Raw genomic sequence first — 20,788 nt, 5'->3', positions numbered from 1 at the left:
TATAGCGACTGTTGAAACCGACTCTTTTTTGCTCTGACTATAAATTTTCATTTCATGGAACTTACAAGTTGTTAATTTTTGTTCTGCTTTTTTTCAGCCTGAGCGATCATTTCCTCGAGAGCAGCCTTCTCGGAACCCCAGTCACCTTTCTTGAATTTATCAGCTCTATCCTGCATTGAGAACAACCCACCACCTCCTTTGCCAAAATAACTGCGGGCAAGCCAGCGTTCAAAATCGCTCGGTGTAAGTACGATTGCGGTAATTTGAGCCACCACACCTATCCCAAGAAGTAATAGACCGACGCCTGATACAGCGGAGGCGAAAACAGTCCCTACACCGATACGGGTCGCAACAGTTCGGACGACTGCGCCACCGATTACACGGGCCTCCAAAGCGCTTGCTATCGCTCCAGCTGTAAGTGTGAAAGATGTAACAGCTGTTCCGTAGAACGCTAATACAGACAGAAGATATAGGTCAGCTGGTACCTTGTTTCCATCTCCTTTTTGCTGGCGGTACTTCTTGGTAGATGCAATTCCGTTAATTACCCCACCGGCTATACCAGTAAGGTTGCCAGCTACCCTCAACAGGCCTATCTTTGCACTTGTCCCTACGGCTTGAGTTCCCAGCCTTTTGGCAATATCAATTTCAGCCGCAACTACCCACAATGCAAATGCCCCGCCCATGAAGCCGAACACACTGTCCATGACTCCATATTCAGCATCTTCCACAGCCGAGGCTGAATCAGCTTTACTTGCCGTGGCAAGGCCATTGACTACACCAATAGTTTGAATCACCATGCTCGCCAGTGCCAGGCGAGCATCGAGCGTCTTGGCAACAGATATAGCGTGCGCTCCATGGCTACTCTGTGCAATATCTGGAATGACACTGCGAAGCCGATTCGCGGCATTAGCAGCTCTCCCCGCTTGGGCTTGGTAAAGCCGCAAGAAAGTTTCTTCCGACATGGCCACTGTCGATAGCGGCCTGGCGTCGACAGTTGAATCAACTGCCTTTCCCATCTTGACGGACGAACCTTGAGAGCCTCTAGCAAGGATGTCCAATTTACCGTTAGCGGCCTTGATCGCCTCTGTATCCGTAATCAACACCAATGGAATTGTTCTGTTTGTTTTCGCAAACTGCTTGATACGCCTTTTACTGGTACCCAATACTTGCCCAGGGCGGGCTTTCAAGATTTTCAGCGCATTTTCGGCACTGACTTTCATCGTAATCATTACTGGAATCTTAGGAGCTTGTCCTTTAATTGCCCCCTGTACTGCGCACTCAAGTGCGCTCTGCACTAATGCCAGATTCTGGAGCTTCTCGAGCATTCGCGCAGTGGCTCCTGTCACAGTCGCTTGACGCGCGGCAATCGTCAACACTGCGCCGCTGAGCGCGGCGTATTGATTGATACTGAAAAGCGCCAGTGCATGCCCGATCCAGCCGTGGGATTGCATTGCTGGCTGTGACATGGTTAGTTCGCTAAAACCTTTGACAAGATCAAATGTCTTATCTCGCATGCCGCCGTCTTCCAACCCTGGAGAACCGGTCAACTGCTTATGGACAATTTTGACGACCAAATCCTTGCCACCTACCATTGAACGTATCGTATGCGCATTCTCATCAGTTACTGGCAGGTCGAGTTCGGACACATAATCGTCCATCACAGGGCCATCTACGAACGGCATTGGTAGCGATATATATTCGTGCTCCTTGGCATCAACCAGGAAGTCGACAGGGTACTGCAGAGACTTGGGCGTGCATACCCTATCAAAATGGCGCGTAAAGTAGGTGCTGATCTGTTGGCCCTTGCGAGCAGCATTCCAGTCTTTCTCCAATGCTTCTAACGGAACATAGTGCTCGGCCTTCATTTTTGCTTCGAATTTTCTTACCCACGCAGCACGAGCACCCTCATCATAATAGTCTTCATATTTGCTCCAGTTTTCCTTGACCTTCTTTTCTGTCCAAGCTGCAGCACGCTCATCGTGATCAGGATAAATAACACGTCCAAGGTCTGGCCGCTCGAACACTTTCTTGTAGGGCGAAAGTAATAGCTGGCCAATAGTGGAGTCGCTCTTTGATCGCTCCAGGAGCTTAGCTCGATCCGCTTCCGTCAGAGGCTGCCACTGTGTTCCTTCTGGCCACTGAGCAGCTTCAAAATCCTTGAGTGAACGTATAGGGCTTACCTGCTCGTAACTGTGTAGATCCTGCTCATCCACCAGGCATTTCCGCAATCCCAGGATGGTGTGCGAACTGCTCAGAGGGTGCAAATTTTCCGGTTTTGCGATTTCCCTTTTTACGATTTCGTTCCGCCTGATTCGCAGTGCGTTCAACTCTGTCGCGATTCCAACCGGATCGTTCAGCACGACAGCCAACTCTTTCCCTGCCGTCTTAGGATGCTTCGCCGCCGCGCGCGCCAGATTGGCAGCGAGGTCGTTCACCTGGCCCGCAAGGCTGGTAAACGGAAAATCATGGTCTGTTGCTTTATCGATCGACAATTGAGTAAGCGCGCATTCCAGCACTTTCGCTTTCAGATTTTCTGCTGTCGGAACAAAACTGTTCAGTCCGCAACTTTGCAAGGAAATCTTTTGCATGACAGCCGGGTCGGCCTTATTACTCCCACGCAGCGTCTCATTCCAAAGATTCGCACTGAATGCAATCCATATTTCGCTTACTTTATGCGCTTGGGGGATGTTGAGCACTTTCATGCCCGTTGCAATATGCTCAGGACGCTTGCACGGAACCGAAGCATCAGGCTGTGAAAATAGCGCATGGCCTTCTGGAATCAGATCGGCCCGTTCATTAACTCGGTAAATCAGCCAGTTTTTTACACCAGCCGGAGGTTGCGGTATATAAACGTGTACGTACCCAGGCCTCAGTAACCGCAAGGCAAAACGCGACTGGGCTGGACGTGGTTCCGGCAGGAGGCCTTGCAAAACTGCGGGATCAGCCGAGATATTCTTCGATCCAGGCGCAGCAAGCATGGGGCTTTTCGCTATTGGGCTTGGCCGAAGCAAGAGCAAGGAAAGAGAACTTTTATTGCAGATATCGCAACCCGAAGTCGTGACCATCGTAACCCTGAAATTGATTATTAGTGAGAGCGAATATTAGACGGCGGTTAGTCGCACGATTGCGCGTATGTCGTCATAAAGGTAGCGTAGTGGTTCCGCAGGCTCGTCCTTACTGCCTGCATCGTCCAGCAGCCTTGCAATTCCTGGCAACTGAAGCCCTGACTGGTACAGCAGAAACAGAGCTGCCCATTTGGCTTTATCATGATTGTTGATGAAGCGATGAGGCCAGCGTCGGGCTGCGTCCTTTGCCGCTGACGCTGCCAACTCGGCGTTGCGATATGGGGTGTTCAAAATAGCCACTTCCTCACTGCTACTTTCACCTAGATACTGTGCAATAGATCGATGTAATAACTCACCGTCTTCAAGAATCAACCATTCGCTTCGGGAAAGACGCAACGGTTCAACAGGCTGCGAAGGCGAGCGTAGGTACCTGAGCTGGCCACATGAGTCCAGATATATCCAAGTTTGCAAGCGTCCGAAATGTCGTTGAACCCTTGCTACGCCGGTCACATGACACAACAAATCAAGCACCCGCCGGTCTGCAAGCCTCAAATAAGTCGCGTTGGTCCGGGCATCGGTATTCACGCGGCACATTGCCGAAACGAGCGCCGCAAGTTCTTCATGCCGCATTGAACTCTGCAGCCAGCCGCCGATACGATGCGCGGCGCGCCCATCTCCGCCAAGCCCACCTGCCTGGGAGGCAAGTCGCTCTTCTTCGGCGATATCGAACGTCAGGTCGATCAACGGGTCATCGATTCCATGCAAGGCAACCAGGTATGGGTGCTGGTGCGGGGGCAGTGCCACGGTTTTCGACAGTTCCACGGGTACGATGGCACGGCCCCAGCCTTCCTCGCGCACGGCCGTTGCGTCGGCACTTGCATCGGGTAGCCCCAAGCCGGGCAGCGGCTCTCCGACCATTGGATCGACAAGCACGAATATCGGCGTCAGTGGATCGAACCCTTTCCGTAGCTGCTCGAGTCTAGATTGCACTCGCGCCTCCGGTTGCAGCATCAGATTGCGCGGACGGGCATTCAGCCAGCTTCCCAACTGGTGGCAATTTCAGCTGGCTCGATGCACTCGCCGGCCCCGCCAACTCCTTCATGCTCGCCTTGAACGACATCGTCCCCGGCCCATGAATCATGATGTTGCCGCCCTCGATCTTCAGGTAGGCCCCCTGCGCGGTCAGCATCACATGCTGCTTGGCACTGACCGAGACGCTCTTGGCAATGCTGGCCACGGTCACCAGCTTGTCGGCCGTGATCCGCACGGCGTCGGACTGCGCTTGCACGCTGGCCTTGCCGCTGGCCGCATGCAGGCGGATACCGGTTTCCTGGTTCGGCTTCGTTGCCGCGCTGGCCTTGCCGTATGTGAACAGGCCTATGCCGCCTTTCACTTGGTGCAGCAAGTTCGCCTGCGAAGCGAAGTTGATGTCCTGCCCCGCAGCGAAGCTGGTCGTGGTGCCGGCCGAGACGATCGTACTGGCAGGCGTGGTGGCGGCGATGCCGGCAGGGCTGGATAGCTGCAGCTGCGGCTCGGTGAAGGCGATGGCATTGCCGCCGCCGCCTTCGTCCGCGCCGCCACCGCCGGCGGTTGCATCCAGCACGCCGGGTCCCTTGCGCAGTTCCGCGATGGCCAGCAGCTTGTCCGGTGCCGGCTCGTCCTTCAGCTTGGCGTTGTGCTTTTGCGCCGTCTCGGCCAGCGATTGCTGCATTTCAGCGCTGGCGCCGATCTGCGATACCGCCTCGCGCGCGGCGAGCTGTTGGCCGCCCGCGGTCTGCGCCTCGGTCGACAGCAGCAGGCCCTGGCCGGCGCGCAGCGCGGCGCTGTGGGCCGTCTTCAATTCCGCGCCCAGGCCGGCGGTGTCGAGGCGCTGGTTGTCCGTCTGGTGCCGCAGGTGGCCCAGGTTCAGTTCATCGGTGCCTTCATGCGCGCTGGCGTGGCGTTGCAGCGCCACGCGCGGTTCGCCCGGCGCGTCGTCGAACACCAGCTGGTTGTAGGCGCCGGTGCCGCTCTGGCTGGCCTGCAGTGCCTGCGACTTGAAGCCGGACAGCACCGCCGCGTGCGCGTGCGCACCGGATTCGCCCGGGAACCATGCCGGAGCGTTGCCCGTGGCGGCGCCAGTACCGGCGCTGATGCGGTTGCTCTGCGCATCGGTCTCGCCACCGCCGTTGTACAGGCTGCCGATCACGATCGGACGGTCGATGTCGCCGTCGATGAAATCGACCAGCACTTCGCTGCCTACGCGCGGCACGGCGTGGGTTCCCCAGTTGGCGCCGGCCACTGGTGCCATCGGCGTGGCGATGCGTACCCACGTGCCGCTGCTGTCGTCGGCGGGGGCGCCCGTGTGGCCATCGGGCACCGGGTGCTCGAGCCGGCTGTGGCTTTGCACGCCGCGCTGCCAGTGGAACTGCACCTTGATGCGGTGGTCGCGGTCCGTATGAATCACTGCGCCCGGCGGTCCGACGACGATGGCGGTCTGCTGGCCGCGGACCGTCGGTTTCGGCCGCAGCACCAGGCCATGGCCGTCGCTGTCGGCACTGCGGTACGGCACGCTGCTGCGGATGGCATCGATGCGGTTGCGGTACAGCGGCCGCTCGCCCTTGTCCTTGCCGGTGGCATGCAGGCTGCCGGCCTGTTCGCGCTCGATCAGCCGGGCCAGCGGGTTCTCGCCCAGCCGCTGCGCCACATCCCTGACTTCGGCGCTCAGGTTGTTGTGGGCCAGGTGCAGCGCGCGCAACACGACAAAGCTCTCGTCTTCCGCCACCGCCGAATGTTCGCTTAGCGTGAACGTGGTGCCGGGGCTGAGCGTGCGCACGGTGCCCGCGCCGATGAAGGTTTCGCGGCTGGCGCGCAGGGCTTCGGCCTGCCGGTCGGCGATGCGCTGGGCATGCTCGGGCGACGTGTACGCGTAGGCACCCGGCGTGTCGCGCAACAGCGGGCCTGTGCCATCTTCCGTGCTGGCCCGGCGCATGCCGACATTGCGGTAATCCCAGCTGCCGATGTCCACGCCGCCGGCGGTGGCGCGTACCTCGCGGCGCCAGCGGTCCATGCTGTCCTGCCGCATCACGGCGCCGGGCTGGGTAAAGCGGATGGCCGGCTGCGCGTTCGGCTGGAAGGCGCCGTTGTGGTCGGCGATCACGAGCGTGTGGCCGCCCAGCGCGGCGCTGGACGGATCGCCGCTGTGCTCGAAGTAATAGAACAGGCCTTCCTCGTGCATCAGCCGCTCGGCGAATGTCCGGTTCGATTCCTGGTACTGGCACGTCAGCGAGCGTTGCGGGTAGATCGTGCGGTCGGCGATCTCATAACGCCATTGCGGCACCAGCGTGCCGGGACTTTGCCAGCCGGTGAACAGGGTGTCGAGGATGTCGAATACCGTCATGTCCTGGAACACGCGGCTGTCGCGGCCCAGGTCCATGAACGCATACCACGGGCCGATCGTCAGTTCGTAGCGGGCCAGGCCGCCATCCGCCCCGAGCATGCTGGCGGCCGTCACGTGCCCGTGGAAGACACGCATCTGGCCGCTCGTTGCGGTCAGCAATTCCAGCAGCACCGGCTGCCCGAGCAGCGTCTTGAGGGCGATGCCGGCATCGGCCGACAGCGCCGTCACGGTCAGCTCGTAGGGCTGGCTCATGGCTTCCTGGGCGCGCAGGCATTCCGGTATCAGCCGGTCGGGTCCCAGGGGGGTCGTCAGTCGCAGGATACGGGTGTCCTGCCGCATCAGGTCGGTCAGTGCAAGCATGTGGGCGCTTTACCAGCAAGGTGATTATTGCAAAATAACCAGCATTTTAACCTCGCTCGGCAATTAAAGACGCACCGATAAAATGCTTACTGCGCTGCCAGCATCGCGGCGTGGGACCGCAGCAGCGCATCGAATTCCCCGGCCGGCAGCGGCTTGTCGAACAGGTAGCCCTGGCCGTAGTCGCAGCCGGCGGCGGCCAGCAGGTCGCGCTGCTGGGCCGTTTCCACGCCTTCGGCGATCACGTGCAGGCCCAGCTTGTGCGCCATGACGATGATGGCTTCCGACAGCGCCAGGTCGCTGGAATCGGGCGCCAGGTTGCGCACGAAGCTGCGGTCGATCTTCAGGTAATCGATGTCGAATTTGTTCAGGTAGGAGAGCGACGAATAGCCGGTGCCGAAATCGTCCAGCGCCACCTGGATGCCGCCGTCGCGCAGCTGCAACAGCTTGTCGGTGACCATCGTGCTGGCATCGAGCAGCAAGCCCTCGGTGATTTCCACCACGATGGCCTGCCCCGGCACGCCGGCCTGCCGCAGGGCGCTCAGCCATACGTCGTAGCTGCCGCCCTCGCGCTGGAATTCGACCGGCGACTGGTTCAGGCTGACCTGGAATTCCGGGTGCACGTCGCGGCGCCAGCGCTGCACCCAGCGGATCGATTCGTTGAAGACCCACTGCCCGATGTCGACGATCAGGCCGGAGCTTTCCGCCAGCGGGATGAATTCGAGCGGGCTGACCATGCCGCGCTGCGGATGCTGCCAGCGCAGCAAGGCCTCGGCCTTCCGGATGCGCCCCGTGCTGAGGTGCACGATCGGCTGGAAATACAGCCTGAGCTGGTCGCCCTTGAGCGCGCTGCGCAAGTCGTTGGTCAGCCGCATGCGGTTCAGCGCCGCCACCTGCAGCGCCGGCGTGAAATAACTGAAGCGGTTGCGGCCGGCGCCCTTGGCCGCGTACATGGCCTGGTCGGCATGCTTGAGCAGGTCGCCCACGCTGGCCGCGTCGTCCGGATAGAGCGTGATGCCGATGCTGGCGGAAATGAAGGCCTGTTCCTGGCCCAGCTCGAACGGCGCCAGCAGGCTGTCGATGATGTCCTGCGCGATCGCATCGGCCCGGTCGGTCAGCTGCAGCTCGGTCAGGATCACGGTGAACTCGTCGCCGCCCAGGCGCGCCACCGTGTCGGACTGGCGCACGCAGCCGGCAATGCGGCGCGCCGCCTCGACCAGCAGCACATCGCCCTGGTGGTGGCCCAGCGTGTCGTTGACTTCCTTGAAGTGGTCCAGGTCGATGAACAGGATGGCGATCCGCGTGCCGTCGCGCCGGCTCTTCACCACGTCGTGCTGCAGCCGGTCGAGGAACATGCGGCGGTTCGGCAATTGCGTCAACTGGTCGAAGTTGGCCTGCTGCCAGATCAGGGCCTCGGTTTTCTTCTGGTCCGTCACATCTTCGATCATGCACAGCTTGAGGTGCGGGCCGGCCTGCAGCGGCACCACGGAAGCTTCCACCCACACGGTCGTGCCGTCGCTGCGCACCAGCCGCAGCGTGGTGCGGAACTCCTGCACGTCGCCGGCGGCCAGGCGGCCCATCTGCAATGTCCAGCCAGCCACGTCCTCCGGGTACACGAAATCGAGCCAGCTGTGGGAGGCGAAGGCGTCTTCGGAGCGGCCGGCGATTTCGCGGTAGCGGGGATTGACGTCGGAAAAGGCACCGGTCACGCCGTCGATCAGCGCGATGCCGATCGGCGAGGCTTCGAACATGATGCGGAAGCGTTCCTCGCCGGCCCGGATCGCATCGGCCGAGCGGCGCCGTTCGCGCGCCAGCAGGGCGAAATGGATCGCCGCGCCCAGCAGCAACAGCAGCGCCGCACCGCCGCCGATGCGGTACAGCCACGCCAGGTTGGCGCCCGGCTCGGCGTTGTACAGGAAGCCGTTGAACGTGACGCCTTTCGGCAGCAGCCCCAGGTCGGTATAGACGTCGGCGATGTGCTGCCAGCGCTCCGGATTCATGTAGCCGATTTCAACCAGCACCGGCTGCACCAGCGGCACCATCTGCCGTGCTTCGTACAGCAGGTGCTGGCGGTCGTGCCGGCGCGAATACTTCGCCAGGATCAGGCCGGCGATTTCTTCCTGGTGGCTCATCGCATATTGCCAGCCGCGCAGCGAGGCGGCGCGGAATGCCCGTACCCGCTCCGGGTTCGCATTGAGTTCCTGTTCGCTGGTGAACAGGTTGTCGCCGTAGAAATCCACCCCCGCGGCGCGCGGGCTGTGGATGTCGTACGGGAAGCCGGCACGGTCGAAATAATCCGTTTCGTTGGTGGTGTGGATCGACATCGCCTCGACCCGGCCGTTGATCAGGTCGGAAGGGTCGTAGCTGTGCTCGACCCGCTGCAAGCCCTCCATCGGCACGCCTTCGCGCTTCAGGTAGGCGGACAGTTCGTCGGCATGGTTCAGCGGCGCCGAGAGTGGCCCCAGCATCACGCGCTTGCCGGCCAGCCGGCGCGGATCGGGCGTTTCTCCCTGCTGCCGCGAGGCCAGTGCGTAAGGCGAATGCTGGAAGATCACGCCCAGCACCACCACGGGCTTGCCGGACAGCCGCGCCAGCAACAGGGAACTGCTGCCGGTGCCGTACTGGGCGCGGCCCGACAGCACTTCGCGCAACGGCGCTTCGGCATCGGTGCCTTCGACGATCTGCACGTCCAGCCCCGCATCGCGGTAATAGCCTTTTTCCACCGCCGCGTAATAGCCGGCGAACTGGAACTGGTGGGTATGTTTCAGCTGGAGCACTACCCGGTCTTGTGCGTGCGCCGGGAATACGGCGATGCCCAGCACCAGCGTCAGGCTGGCGAAGACACGGCGCACGGGAAGCAGGAAGATGGGTTCGGGAAGCACGAGAGGCGCCGGCACGTTCGAGGGACGGCCCATGGCCGCGGTTCGCCGATTGTAACGCCGATGAGCGCGCGCCCCCGGTCGGGCCGGGCCAGCGGTGCCCAAGTGTGGCTTGGGGGCCGCAATTGCGCCATCCAGTGGCCGGGCCGGCTACGGGTTTCGCAGAAGTTGTCGGAACTGCCAGCCCGACAAACCTCGATTACCAGGAGCCCGCCCTTCTACTGCACAGGCTGCTAGCGGCGGCCCTTGGTGGTCGACTGCGCCGTCGGCTTCGACGCGGTCTTCGGCTTGACCTTGATGGTATCGAGGATCGACGGGCGCGCCTTGGTTTCCACCGTTTCGCGGGCCGTCATCGAACCGGTCAGCGCATTCGGACGGCCGCCACGCGGCGCGGCGGTGCGGCCGCCGGCCGGCTGGCCCGGCCGCGCGCCACGCTGGGCGCCCGGTGCCAGGGTCGGCATGGCACGCTTGCCTTCCGGCGCCGCTGTCATGTTTTCCTCGCCCGGCGTCCACGCGGGGATCAGGTGCTTTTCGCCGTTGCCGATCAGGTCGCCACGGCCCATCGCCTTCAGCGTCTCGCGCAGGATCGGCCAGTTGGCCGGATCGTAGTAGCGCAGGAATGCCTTGTGCGCCTTGCGCACCTTGGCCGTGCGGGGCGTTTCCACCACTTCCGAGTCGTCCGTGACTTTCTTCAGCGGGTTCCTGCGGCTGTGGTACATGGTGGTCGCCATCGCCATCGGCGTAGGCATGAAGGTCTGCACCTGGTCGAGCCGGAAGTTGTTTTTCTTCAGCCACAGCGCCAGGTTCAGCATGTCCTCGTCCGACGTGCCCGGGTGGGCCGCGATGAAGTACGGGATCAGGTACTGCTTCTTGCCAGCCTCGAGCGAGAATTTCTCGAACATGGCCTTGAACTCGTCATAGGCGCCGATACCCGGCTTCATCATCTTCGACAGCACATTGGTTTCGGTGTGCTCCGGCGCGATCTTCAGCAGGCCGCCCACGTGGTGGGTAACCAGTTCCTTCACGTATTCGGGCGAGCGCACGGCGAGGTCGTAGCGCAGGCCGGAACCGATCAGGATCTTCTTCACGCCGGGAATCGCGCGCGCCTTGCGGTACAGCTGGATCAGCTTGCTGTGGTCGGTGCCCAGGTTGGAGCAGATCGACGGGTACACGCACGACAGCCGGCGGCACGATTCCTCGATCTTCTTGTCCTTGCAGGCCAGGCGGTACATGTTCGCCGTGGGGCCGCCCAGGTCGGAAATGGTGCCCGTAAAACCCTTGGTCTTGTCGCGGATATGCTCGATCTCGCGCAGGATCGACGGTTCCGAGCGGCTCTGGATGATGCGGCCTTCGTGTTCCGTGATCGAGCAGAACGTGCAGCCGCCGAAGCAGCCGCGCATGATGTTCACCGAGAAGCGGATCATTTCCCAGGCCGGGATGCGCGCATTGCCGTAGGCCGGGTGCGGCGCGCGGGCGTAGTGCATGTCGTACACGCCATCCATCTCGTCCATCGCCAGCGGCAGCGGCGGCGGGTTGATCCATACGTCGCGGTCGCCGTGCTGCTGCACCAGCGCGCGCGCATTGCCGGGGTTCGACTCCAGGTGGAACACGCGCGAGGCATGCGCGTACATCACCGGGTCGGTGCTGACGGTGTCGTACGACGGCAGCCGCACCACGGTGCGGTTGTGCTTTTCCTTCGCCATCGCCTGGCGTTCCTCGCGGCTCATGATGCGGATCGGCTTGACCGTCGGTTCCGGAGCGGCGTTCTCGGTGGCGCAGGCTTCCTTGTCTTCCTTGGCCATCGCATACGGATCGGGATGCGCATCGATGCGGCCCGGCACGTCCACGCGGGTCGAGTTGTGCACGCCCCACTCTTCCGACGGCAGCCAGCCTTGCGGAACCAGGAAGGCGGTGCCGCGCAGGTCCTTGATGGACTTGATGTCCTCGCCCTTGGCCATGCGGTGCGTGAGGTCGACCAGCGCGCGCTCGGCGTTACCGAAGATCAGCAGGTCGGCCTTCGAATCGATCAGCACCGACTTGCGCACCTTGTCCGACCAGTAATCGTAGTGGGCAATGCGGCGCAGCGAAGCCTCGATGCTGCCGATGATCACCGGCGTACCCGGGAACGCTTCGCGGGCGCGGTGCGAATACACGCTCACCGCGCGGTCCGGACGCTTGTTCGGCTCGCCGTTCGGGGTGTACGCGTCGTCCGAACGGATCTTGCGGTCCGACGTGTAGCGGTTGACCATCGAATCCATGTTGCCGGCCGTGATGCCGAAATACAGGCGCGGCTTGCCCAGCGCGCGGAAGGCGTCGGCCGATTGCCAGTCCGGCTGGCTGATGATGCCCACGCGGAACCCCTGCGCTTCCAGCAGGCGGCCGACCAGCGCCATGCCGAAGCTGGGATGGTCGATATAGGCGTCGCCCGTGACGAGGATGACATCGCACTCATCCCAGCCCAGCTTGTCCATTTCGGCGCGGGTCATGGGCAGGAAAGGCGCGACAGGGGCGCGGGCAGACCGCTTGGGCACGGTCGCGAAGAGGTTCAGGGGGGCGTTCATAAGGCAGGATTGTACCAAAAAGCGTACCGCGGCGCGCATCGCCGCACTTTTTCTTGGCCAAAAAGCTTTTATTATTCAATAACTTGTGTTGCAGCCAGGGGAAAGCCCGGAAAAGTGTCCGCAGCGCCATTGCAATGCGCGGGCAGCGGCCTATAAAGAATCAATAAGCGAACCAATAAGCCCGATACCCTGAGGAGAACACCATGCGCCGCCGACTCTACTACATGCTGCCCGACATCCCCTCCGCGCGCGCCATGCTGGACGAGCTCCTGCTGGCGCGCATCGAGGAGCGGCACATCCGCTTCCTGGGCCGCGAAGGTTCCCTGCCGGACGACATGCCCGGCGCCAGTTTCATGCTCAAGACCGACCTGGTCCACGGCGCCCAGCTGGGCATGCTGATCGGCGGCATCGTCGGCTTCATGGCCGGTATCATCCTCGTGCTGATGCCGCCGGAAGGGTTGACCATGCGAACGGCCACGATCCTGCTGATGGCCCTCGGCGGCGCGCTGTTCGGCGCCTGGGCGTCCGGCATGAACGGTTGCGCGATCCCGAACAAGCGGCTGGAACAGTTCACGGAGCGCGTGCAGCAGGGGCAGGTGCTATTGATCGTGGACGTACCCGTGCGGCGCGTGCGCGAGATCGAAGCGATGATCGCCGAGCGGCATCCCGACTTCAACTTCGGCGGCGAAGAACCGCCCATGGTGGCGTTTCCCTAGTTGTACGCGGGAAATCACGCCAGGGAATCAACACCCGGGTATGGGAATCAACACCCGGGTATCACACTTCGAACACTACCGCCCGGTTCACACTGCCCGGCTCACACCGCCCGCCTCACGTAGCCCGCCTTACGCAGCCCGCTTCACAGCGCTCTTCACTGACGCGAGCCATGTGAACCGGGCTTTCTTGCTTCATCGTTCTTCATCTTGCCGCATTTTTCCTCAAATACCCATATTCCCGAGGATACGGCCCAGTTCACGGAGCGTCGGCTCCAGTGCCGGGTGCTTTGCCGCGAACTTCGCCGAGATCTCCTGCGTGCGCTCGGCCAGGCCATACGTGGTGGTGCCTTCATCGCTGACGGCGCCGTCCGCCGCGCGCTGCTCCAGCACGCGCTCGATGTCGCCGTCGAGCTGGCGCAGCAGGTCCTGCAATTCCTCGTCCACCGGTGCTCCACTCGCCAGCGCGGCGTGCACTTCGCGCAGCGATGCCTTCAGGTTATTGTCCATGCTCATCTCCTCGAATGACGCCATTGCCAATCCAGCCCTCGAAGTTATACACGTTTTCGCTCTTCGGTGGCCACCCGTTCGGGCACGACGATGACCCGGCAGCCCATGACCACCAATACCCGTAAGCACGGCTGCCGGCCAGCGGCGTTGTGGCCGTGCACCCGGTTGACTTCGTGTTTTTCGGCCATTAACATCGCCCGGCCTTATTGCATTTTCAACACCCCCGCGCACGACGACTCCACGCAGCATTCCCTCACCCAAGGAGCAGGCACACATGTTTGGCATTTTCAAGAAGTCCTCCCCGAACACGCCCGAGCTGCTCGCCAGCCAGTTGCAGCCGCGCATCAAGCACCATGCCTTTGTCCATGCCCTGCAGGAAGCCGGCGTGACGGAAGACCAGGCACCGCTGATGCAGAGCTTTTGCGGCGAATTGCTGGTGACGTATGCCTTTGACCAGCCGGACCAGTTCGTGATGGCCACGCCGGACTTGCTGGAACAGGTGGGCGTCACGCAGGACGACTTGCCGGATGTCGCCATGAGCAACCTGGTGAAGGCGATGCGGTGGCCACCCCGGTTTACCGCGAAGGCCGGCGTCCACCAGCTCGACCTGGGCGGCAACCACGAGGCCGTGCTGCTGATCGTCAGCAGTGCCTTCGACCAGATCGAATCGCACCTGAAAGGCCCGGCCATCGCCACCGCGCCGCACCGCGACTGCCTGCTGATCTGCGACGGCAGCGACAGCGATGCGGTCGCCGAACTGCGCAGGCAGACCGGGGAAGAGTTCGACCGGCGCCAGGACAACCATCGCCTGTCGAAGCAGCTCATGATCCGGCGCGACGGCTTCTGGCGGCTGTTCGAAGAGGGCTGAACGCCTCCGTCGCAGCGCGGCGGGCCATGTCATGAGAGGGTAATGTTGTCAAATTAAGATGCGCCGTCTTTCACTTTCGGCAATGGCCATCCATGACCCAATCGAATGCACGTCGCAAATTCATCCGTAACTTTTCCCTCGGCACCGTTGCCGTTTCCACCATCCCGCTGACCGCCTGCGGCGGCGACGATGCCTCGTACGAGCCGATCACCTACGCCCATGGCGTGGCCAGCGGCGACCCGCTGGCCGATCGCGTGATCCTGTGGACACGCATCTCGGCACCTGCGGGAGCGGACGACCTGGACGTGGGCTGGAGCGTGGCGGAAGACAGCGGCTTCACGAAGGTCGTGGCATCGGGCTCCACCCGCACCGGGGCTTCGCGCGACTTCACCGTGAAGGTGGATGCGACGGGGCTGGCCGCCAACCGCCGCTATTTCTACCGCTTCCGCTGCCAGGGCATCGATTCGCCGGTGGGCCGCACGAAGACGCTGCCGACCGGCTCCGTCACCCAGGCGCGCTTCGCGGTGTTCAGCTGCTCGAACTACCCGGCCGGCTACTTCAACGTGTATGGCGACGCGGCGACGTTCGACGATATCGACGTGGGCCTGCACCTGGGCGACTACATCTATGAATACGCGGCCGGCGGCTATGCCTCGCAGAACGCCGCCGCGATGGGCCGGGTTTCCCAGCCGGCCACCGAGATCATCACGCTCACCGATTACCGCCGCCGCTACCAGCAATACCGCACCGATCCGGACCTGCAGGCCGTGCATGCGCGCATGCCGTTCATCACCGTGTGGGACGACCACGAGCTGACCAACGACACCTGGCGCGACGGCGCGGAAAACCACGATCCGGCCACCGAAGGCCTGTGGGCCGCGCGCCGCCAGATGGCCATCCAGGCTTACCACGAATGGATGCCGATCCGCCAGCCCGACGCGGCGCGGCCGGAGCGCATCTACCGCTCGTTCGACTTCGGCAACCTGCTGTCGCTGCACATGCTCGACACGCGCGTGATCGGCCGCGACAAGCAGCTGGCCTATGCCGGCTACGTGGGCGCCGACCGCAGCTTCAATGCCGCCGCGTTCACGGCGGACGTGACGAACCCGGCGCGCCAGCTGATGGGCGCCGAGCAGACCACGTGGCTGCAGGGCCAGATGGCGAAGTCCACGGCCACCTGGCAGGTCCTGGGCCAGCAGGTGCTGATGGCGCGCATGATGCTGCCGGCACCGATGGTGCTGGGCACCGTGGGCTACGCCGCCTACTTCGCCATCGCCGCCAAGGTGCAGGCCGGCGTGGCGCTGTCCGAGACCGAGCAGCAGCAGCTGGCGGCCGCGCCGGTGCCGTACAACCTGGACGCGTGGGATGGCTACGCGGCCGCGCGCGAGACCGTGCTGAACATGGCGCGCACGCTGAACAAGAACCTGGTCGTGCTGGCCGGCGACACGCACAATGCCTGGGCCAGCGACCTGGCCGATGCCAATGGCCAGGCGGTCGGCGTGGAATTCGGCGTGCCATCCGTCACGTCGCCCGGCTTCGAGGGCTACTTCCCCACTGCCGCCCCAACCACGGTCGCCGCCGCCATGGAACAGCTGATCGGCCCGCTGCAATACGCGGAAACGGCATCGCGCGGCTTCGTGGTGCTGACGGTCACCCCGGCCGAAACCCGCGCCGAGTACCGCTACGTGGACACCATCCGCTCGCAGACCTACAAGGCCTCGGTCGGCAAGGTGCTGCGCATGCTGCCGGGCGCGTCGAACCGGAAGCTCGTGGCGGGCTGACGCCGGCTCGGGAACTGTTGCCAAAAATCGGGGACTGTCCCAAATGCCGCTTAGTCAAGCCCACCCCAAGTGCAAATTCCGGGGTCAGACCCGGCGGGTCTGACCCCAGCCCTTCGCTGTTGGGGTGAATGCATGCGCTTCCAACGTGTCGGGTAACGCTTAGCTTAGCGGCATTAGGAACTTCCCCTGCTGTAAAGCGACCAGCTCTGCAGTTGCGGGGGCGTAAAAAAACCGCGCCGGGTGGCGCGGTTGTGTTTTGTGGCAGGGCGGGTCAGTCGGTCAGGCCGCGCCGTTCCAGCAGCGGTTCGACTTTCGCGTCGCGCCCGCGGAATTCGCGGAACATCTGCATCGCATCCATCGTGCCGCCCTTCGACAGCAGCTTCTGGCGGAACCAGTCGCCGTTCTTGCGCGACAGGCCGCCGTTTTCCTTGAACCACAGCACGCTTTCGGCATCGAGCTTTTCGGCCCACAGGTAGCCGTAATAGCCGGACGAGTAGCCGCCGGAGAAGACGTGCGAGAAGTACGTGCTGCGGTAGCGCGGCGGCACGGGGGCGAAGTCGACGCCCGCATCCTTCAGTGCCTGCGCTTCGAAGGCCAGCACGTCCGTGGGAACCTGGCTGGCGGACAGCTGGTGCCATTTCTGGTCGAGGATGGCCGCGGCCAGGTACTCGGTGGTGCGGTGGCCTTCATTGAACTTCTGCGCGGCCAGTACCTTGTCCAGCAGCTCTTTCGGCATCGGCGCGCCGGTCTGGTAGTGCTTCGCGTAGTTGTTCAGGATGTCCGGCCAGGTGGCCCACATCTCGTTGACCTGCGACGGGAATTCCACGAAGTCGCGCGGCACGCGGGTGCCGGAGAAGCGCGGATACTTCACGTTCGAGAACATGCCGTGCAGCGCATGGCCGAATTCATGGAATGCGGTGCGCACCTCGTCGTACGTCAGCAGCGTGGGCTCGCCGTTCGCCGGCTTCGGAATGTTCAGGTGGTTGGCCACCACCGGCTGCGTGCCGAGCAGCTTGTTCTGGCCGACGTAGGCATTCATCCAGGCGCCGCCGCGCTTGTTGCCGCGCGCATAAAAATCGCCGATGAAGATGGCCAGCTGCTTGCCGTCGGCATCGAACACGTCCCATACCCGCACGTCGGCTTGGTACACCGGCAAATCCTTGCGCTCCTTGAAGGTCAGCCCGAACACCTTGTTCGCGGCGAAGAACACGCCGTTCTCGAAGACGCTGTTCAATTCGAAGTACGGCTTCAGTTCGTTCCCGTCGAAGGCGTAGCGCTCCTTGCTCACCTTGTCCGCGTAGAACTGCCAGTCGTGCGCGGCCAGCTGGAAGCCACCTTGGCCGTTACTCTTCTGTTCCGCATCGATGACCTTCTGGATGTCGGCCGCTTCGCGGCGCGCGTTGCGCACCGCCGGCTGGGCGAATTCGGCCAGCAGCTGGTTCACGGCGCCGGTGTTCTTGGCCGTCTGGTCTTCCAGCTGGTAGGCGGCATGGCTGGCATAGCCCAGCAGCGCGGCGCGCTCGGCGCGCAGTTTCGCCAGTTGCAGCACCAGTTCGCGGTTGTCGAAATCACCGCCGCGGCTGCCGCGCGCCATCGAGGCCGCCAGCAGGCGTTCGCGGGTGGTGCGGTTCTTCAGCACCGACAGCGGCGCCTGGCCGGTGGTGTTGACGACCGGGATCGCGAACTTGCCGTCCAGGCCGCGCGCCTTCGCATCGGCCGCGGCCTTGGCGATGGCCGCGCCGGACATGCCGTCCAGCTCTTCCTTCGTGTCGACCACCAGCGCCGAGGCATTCATTTCCTTCAGCACGTTCTGCGCGAACGCCGTCTGCAGTTCGGCCAGCTTCGCGTTGTAGGCCTTGAGTTTTTCCTTGTCCGCCGCCGACAGCTTGGCGCCGGCGCGCACGTAGTCGGTGTGGTAGCGCTCGAGCAGGTACTTCGATTCCGCATCCAGCTTCAGCTTGTCGCGCTTGTCGTACAGGGTCTTGATGCGGGCGTACATCTTCGGATTCAGCAGCATCGCATCGCTGTGCGCCGACAGCTTCGGCGCGAGGGAGCGGTCGAGTGCCTGCAGCGTGTCGTTGGTATTGGCGCCGTTCAGGCTGAAGAACACGGTCGATACGCGGCTCAGCAGGCGTCCCGAGCGTTCCATCGCCACGATGGTGTTCTCGAAGGTGGGCGCGGCCTTGTTGTTGGCGATCTTTTCGATCTCGGCAGCCTGCGCCTTCATGCCTTCGTCGAAGGCCGGCGCATAGTCGGCATCGCCGATCTTGTCGAAGGCCGGGTATTGCAGCGGCAGCGTGCTGGGCGCGGCGAAAGGATTGGCGGCCGGCAGCGCGGCCTGGGCCAGGCCGGCGAAGGCCAGGCTTGCGAAGGCCAGGCTGACGGCGGGGAGCATCAGTTTCGGATAGTTCAACATTATTCCTTGGTTGGCTGGACATTCAGGCCGCGGCGTTCCAGCAGCGGTCCAATGGCGGCATCGCGGCCGCGGAAATTGCGGAACAGTTCCATCGCGTCGGCGGTGCCGCCGCGCGACAGCAGCGTCTTGCGGAACCAGTCGCCGTTCTTGCGCAGCAGGCCGCCGTTTTCCTTGAACCACAACACGCTTTCCGCATCGAGCTTCTCGGCCCACAGGTAGGCGTAGTAGCCGGCCGAATAGCCGCCGGAGAAACTGTGCGAGAAATACGTGGTGCGGTAGCGCGGCGGGACCAGCGCGTAATCGACGCCCGCTTCCTTCAGCGCGGCCGCTTCAAAGGCGAGCACGTCGTCCGGCACCTGGTCGGGCTGCAGTTGGTGCCATTTCTGGTCCAGCAGCGAGGCGGCCAGGTATTCGGTGGTGGCAAAGCCCTTGTTGAACTTGCGCGATGCGGTGATCTTGTCCAGCAGTTCCTTCGGCATCGGCGCGCCGGTCTGGTGGTGCTTCGCATAATTGGCCAGCACCTCGGGCCACACGGCCCACATCTCGTTGACCTGCGACGGGTACTCGACGAAGTCGCGCGGCACGCTGGTGCCGGAGAAGCGCGGATACTTCACGTTCGAGAACATGCCGTGCAGCGCATGGCCGAATTCGTGGAACATGGTGGTCACTTCATCGAACGTGAGCAGCGTGGGCTCGCCGGCCGGCGGCTTCGGGATGCTCTGGTGATTGCCCACCACCGGCTTCTCGCCCAGCAGCGCGGATTGCGCCACGTACTCGTTCATCCAGGCGCCGCCCTGCTTGTTCGGCCGCGCATACAGGTCGGCCAGGAAGATCGCCAGCGGCTTGCCGTCGGCGTCGATCACGTCGAACACGCGCACGTCCGGGTCGTACACAGGCAGGTCCTTGCGCTCCTTGAAGGTGATGCCGTACAGCTTGGTGGCGGCGAAGAACACGCCGTTCACCAGCACGTTGTTCAGCTCGAAGTAAGGCTTGAGCTGCTTTTCATCGAAGGCAAAGCGCTGGGCGCGCACCTTGTCGGTGTAGAAGTCCCAGTCGGCGGCGGCGATCGGACCGCCGGCGATGGCGGCAAGGTCGGCGCCTTCGCGGCGCGCGTTGTCGACCGCCGGTTTCGCCAGTTCGCCCAGCAGCTTGTTGACGTTGGCGGTGTTCTTCGCCGTCTGGTTCGCCAGCGAATACGCGGCGAAGTTCTCGTAGCCCAGCAGGCGGGCCTGTTCGGCGCGCAGGCGCGCCAGTTTCTTGACGACTTCGCGGTTGTCGAAGTCGCCGCCGCGGCTGCCGCGGGCCAGCGATGCCGCCATCAGCCGCGCCCGTACCTGCGGGTTGGTCAGTTCGGCGAGCTGTGCCTGGCCGGTGGTGTTCTGCAGCGCCAGCAGGTACTTGCCCTTGTGGCCCTTCTCTTCGGCGGCCTTGGCGGCCGCGTTGATCGCCGCTTCCGGCATGCCGGCCAGCTCCTCGCGCGTGTCGACCACCAGCGCCGAAGCGTTGATTTCCTTGAGCACGTTCTGCGTGAAGGTGGTCTGCAGCGTGGCGATCTCGCCGTTCAGGCGTTTCAGCTTTTCCTTGTCCTGCGCCGACAGTTTTGCACCGGCCAGCACGAAGTCTTCGTGATAGCGCTCGATCAGGTAGCGCGATTCGGCATCCAGCCCCAGCTTGTCGCGCTTCGCATACAGCATGTCGACCCGCTTGAACAGTTGCGGGTTCAGGTGGATCGCATCGCTGTGCGCGGCCAGCTTCGGCGACATCTCGCGGTCGACCGCATCGAGCTTGTCGTTCGTGTTCGCGCCGACCAGGTTCGAGAAGATGCTCTGCACGCGCTGCAGCGTGCGCCCGCCCCGCTCCATCGCCACGATCGTGTTCTCGAAGGTGGGCGCCGCCTTGCTGTTGGCGATCCGGTCGATTTCCTTCAGTTCCTCGGCCATGCCGGCTTCGAACGCGGGCAGGAAGTGCTCGTCGCGGATCTGGTCGAAGCGCGGATAGTGCAGCGGCAGGGAGCTGGGTTGCAGCAGTGGATTCATCGAGGGCACCTGGGCGGAAGCGGCGGTGGCGGCGGGCGCGGCGTGCACTGCCGGGATGATGGCCAGGGCGAGGCTGGCCGCGAGAACGAGCATACGTGGTGGGGTCATATCGTCTTTCGATGAACCGTTGCAGCCGGCGAGATCGTCGCCGGCGCCATGTCGGGAAACGCCTGCCCGGTGGCAAGCATGAAGGCAAGATAATAATGCAAACTCCGGGGTTCCT

Annotated in this window: 11 protein-coding genes; 3 read left to right on the top strand and 8 right to left on the bottom strand. The window is 63.0% G+C overall.

Annotated features, from left to right (window positions below):
• Positions 1 to 71: 71 nt before the first annotated feature.
• From EYF70_RS30080 to EYF70_RS30060, 5 genes are all read right to left on the bottom strand, one after another.
• A complete protein-coding gene (locus EYF70_RS30080; protein ID WP_307722098.1) occupies positions 72 to 3,065 on the bottom strand; it encodes a T6SS effector BTH_I2691 family protein in 2,994 nt (997 codons plus the stop codon).
• Between the two features lie 36 nt (positions 3,066 to 3,101).
• Positions 3,102 to 4,055: a hypothetical protein gene (locus tag EYF70_RS30075; RefSeq protein WP_131148660.1), complete on the bottom strand. Its 954-nt coding sequence runs from the start codon at positions 4,053 to 4,055 to the stop codon at positions 3,102 to 3,104.
• The gene (locus EYF70_RS30070; RefSeq protein WP_131148659.1) at positions 4,045 to 6,804 is read right to left on the bottom strand and encodes a type VI secretion system Vgr family protein; all 2,760 of its coding nucleotides are present in this window, start codon (positions 6,802 to 6,804) and stop codon (positions 4,045 to 4,047) included. The genes EYF70_RS30075 and EYF70_RS30070 overlap by 11 nt, the downstream gene beginning before the upstream one ends.
• 86 nt (positions 6,805 to 6,890) lie before the next feature.
• The gene (locus tag EYF70_RS30065; protein WP_229420627.1) at positions 6,891 to 9,683 is read right to left on the bottom strand and encodes an EAL domain-containing protein; all 2,793 of its coding nucleotides are present in this window, start codon (positions 9,681 to 9,683) and stop codon (positions 6,891 to 6,893) included.
• 230 nt (positions 9,684 to 9,913) lie between these two features.
• Positions 9,914 to 12,241 (bottom strand): YgiQ family radical SAM protein, encoded by a 2,328-nt coding sequence (locus EYF70_RS30060; RefSeq protein WP_131148657.1) that lies wholly within the window; start codon positions 12,239 to 12,241, stop codon positions 9,914 to 9,916.
• A 203-nt stretch (positions 12,242 to 12,444) separates the two neighbouring features.
• On the opposite strand from EYF70_RS30060, the gene EYF70_RS30055 reads away from it, so the two are divergent.
• Complete coding sequence (locus EYF70_RS30055) at positions 12,445 to 12,957, top strand: DUF1269 domain-containing protein (protein WP_229420625.1); 513 nt, start codon at positions 12,445 to 12,447, stop codon at positions 12,955 to 12,957.
• A 222-nt stretch (positions 12,958 to 13,179) separates the two neighbouring features.
• Here EYF70_RS30055 and EYF70_RS30050 read toward each other — a convergent pair whose 3' ends face one another.
• Positions 13,180 to 13,464, bottom strand: a complete 285-nt coding sequence (locus EYF70_RS30050) for a DUF4404 family protein (RefSeq protein WP_131148656.1) — start codon at positions 13,462 to 13,464, stop codon at positions 13,180 to 13,182.
• 274 nt (positions 13,465 to 13,738) lie between these two features.
• Between EYF70_RS30050 and EYF70_RS30045 the strand changes: the two genes are divergently transcribed.
• Positions 13,739 to 14,332 (top strand): DUF1444 domain-containing protein, encoded by a 594-nt coding sequence (locus EYF70_RS30045; protein ID WP_131148655.1) that lies wholly within the window; start codon positions 13,739 to 13,741, stop codon positions 14,330 to 14,332.
• Between the two features lie 92 nt (positions 14,333 to 14,424).
• Positions 14,425 to 16,113: an alkaline phosphatase D family protein gene (locus tag EYF70_RS30040; RefSeq protein WP_131148654.1), complete on the top strand. Its 1,689-nt coding sequence runs from the start codon at positions 14,425 to 14,427 to the stop codon at positions 16,111 to 16,113.
• 271 nt (positions 16,114 to 16,384) lie between these two features.
• Here the strand turns inward: EYF70_RS30040 and EYF70_RS30035 are convergent, their stop codons facing one another.
• Both EYF70_RS30035 and EYF70_RS30030 read right to left on the bottom strand, forming a co-directional pair.
• Positions 16,385 to 18,529, bottom strand: coding sequence for a M3 family metallopeptidase (locus tag EYF70_RS30035; RefSeq protein ID WP_131148653.1), 2,145 nt, complete (start codon positions 18,527 to 18,529; stop codon positions 16,385 to 16,387).
• Positions 18,529 to 20,673: a M3 family metallopeptidase gene (locus EYF70_RS30030; protein WP_229420624.1), complete on the bottom strand. Its 2,145-nt coding sequence runs from the start codon at positions 20,671 to 20,673 to the stop codon at positions 18,529 to 18,531. The genes EYF70_RS30035 and EYF70_RS30030 overlap by 1 nt, the downstream gene beginning before the upstream one ends.
• Positions 20,674 to 20,788 lie beyond the last annotated feature (115 nt).

Source organism: Pseudoduganella albidiflava (genome assembly GCF_004322755.1).
Lineage (GTDB): Bacteria > Pseudomonadota > Gammaproteobacteria > Burkholderiales > Burkholderiaceae_D > Rugamonas > Rugamonas albidiflava.
The sequence above is the reverse complement of the archived record's forward strand: the minus strand, read 5'-3'. Positions and strand labels throughout refer to the sequence as shown.

Excerpts from the sequence above, each read along its gene's own strand:
- EYF70_RS30080 (WP_307722098.1), bottom strand. The coding sequence starts at position 3,065 with ATGGTCACGACTTCGGGTTGCGATATCTGCAATAAAAGTTCTCTTTCC.
- EYF70_RS30070 (WP_131148659.1), bottom strand. The coding sequence starts at position 6,804 with ATGCTTGCACTGACCGACCTGATGCGGCAGGACACCCGTATCCTGCGA.
- EYF70_RS30060 (WP_131148657.1), bottom strand. The coding sequence starts at position 12,241 with ATGAACGCCCCCCTGAACCTCTTCGCGACCGTGCCCAAGCGGTCTGCC.
- EYF70_RS30055 (WP_229420625.1), top strand. The coding sequence starts at position 12,445 with ATGCGCCGCCGACTCTACTACATGCTGCCCGACATCCCCTCCGCGCGC.
- EYF70_RS30050 (WP_131148656.1), bottom strand. The coding sequence starts at position 13,464 with ATGGACAATAACCTGAAGGCATCGCTGCGCGAAGTGCACGCCGCGCTG.
- EYF70_RS30045 (WP_131148655.1), top strand. The coding sequence starts at position 13,739 with ATGTTTGGCATTTTCAAGAAGTCCTCCCCGAACACGCCCGAGCTGCTC.
- EYF70_RS30040 (WP_131148654.1), top strand. The coding sequence starts at position 14,425 with ATGACCCAATCGAATGCACGTCGCAAATTCATCCGTAACTTTTCCCTC.
- EYF70_RS30035 (WP_131148653.1), bottom strand. The coding sequence starts at position 18,529 with ATGTTGAACTATCCGAAACTGATGCTCCCCGCCGTCAGCCTGGCCTTC.
- EYF70_RS30030 (WP_229420624.1), bottom strand. The coding sequence starts at position 20,673 with ATGACCCCACCACGTATGCTCGTTCTCGCGGCCAGCCTCGCCCTGGCC.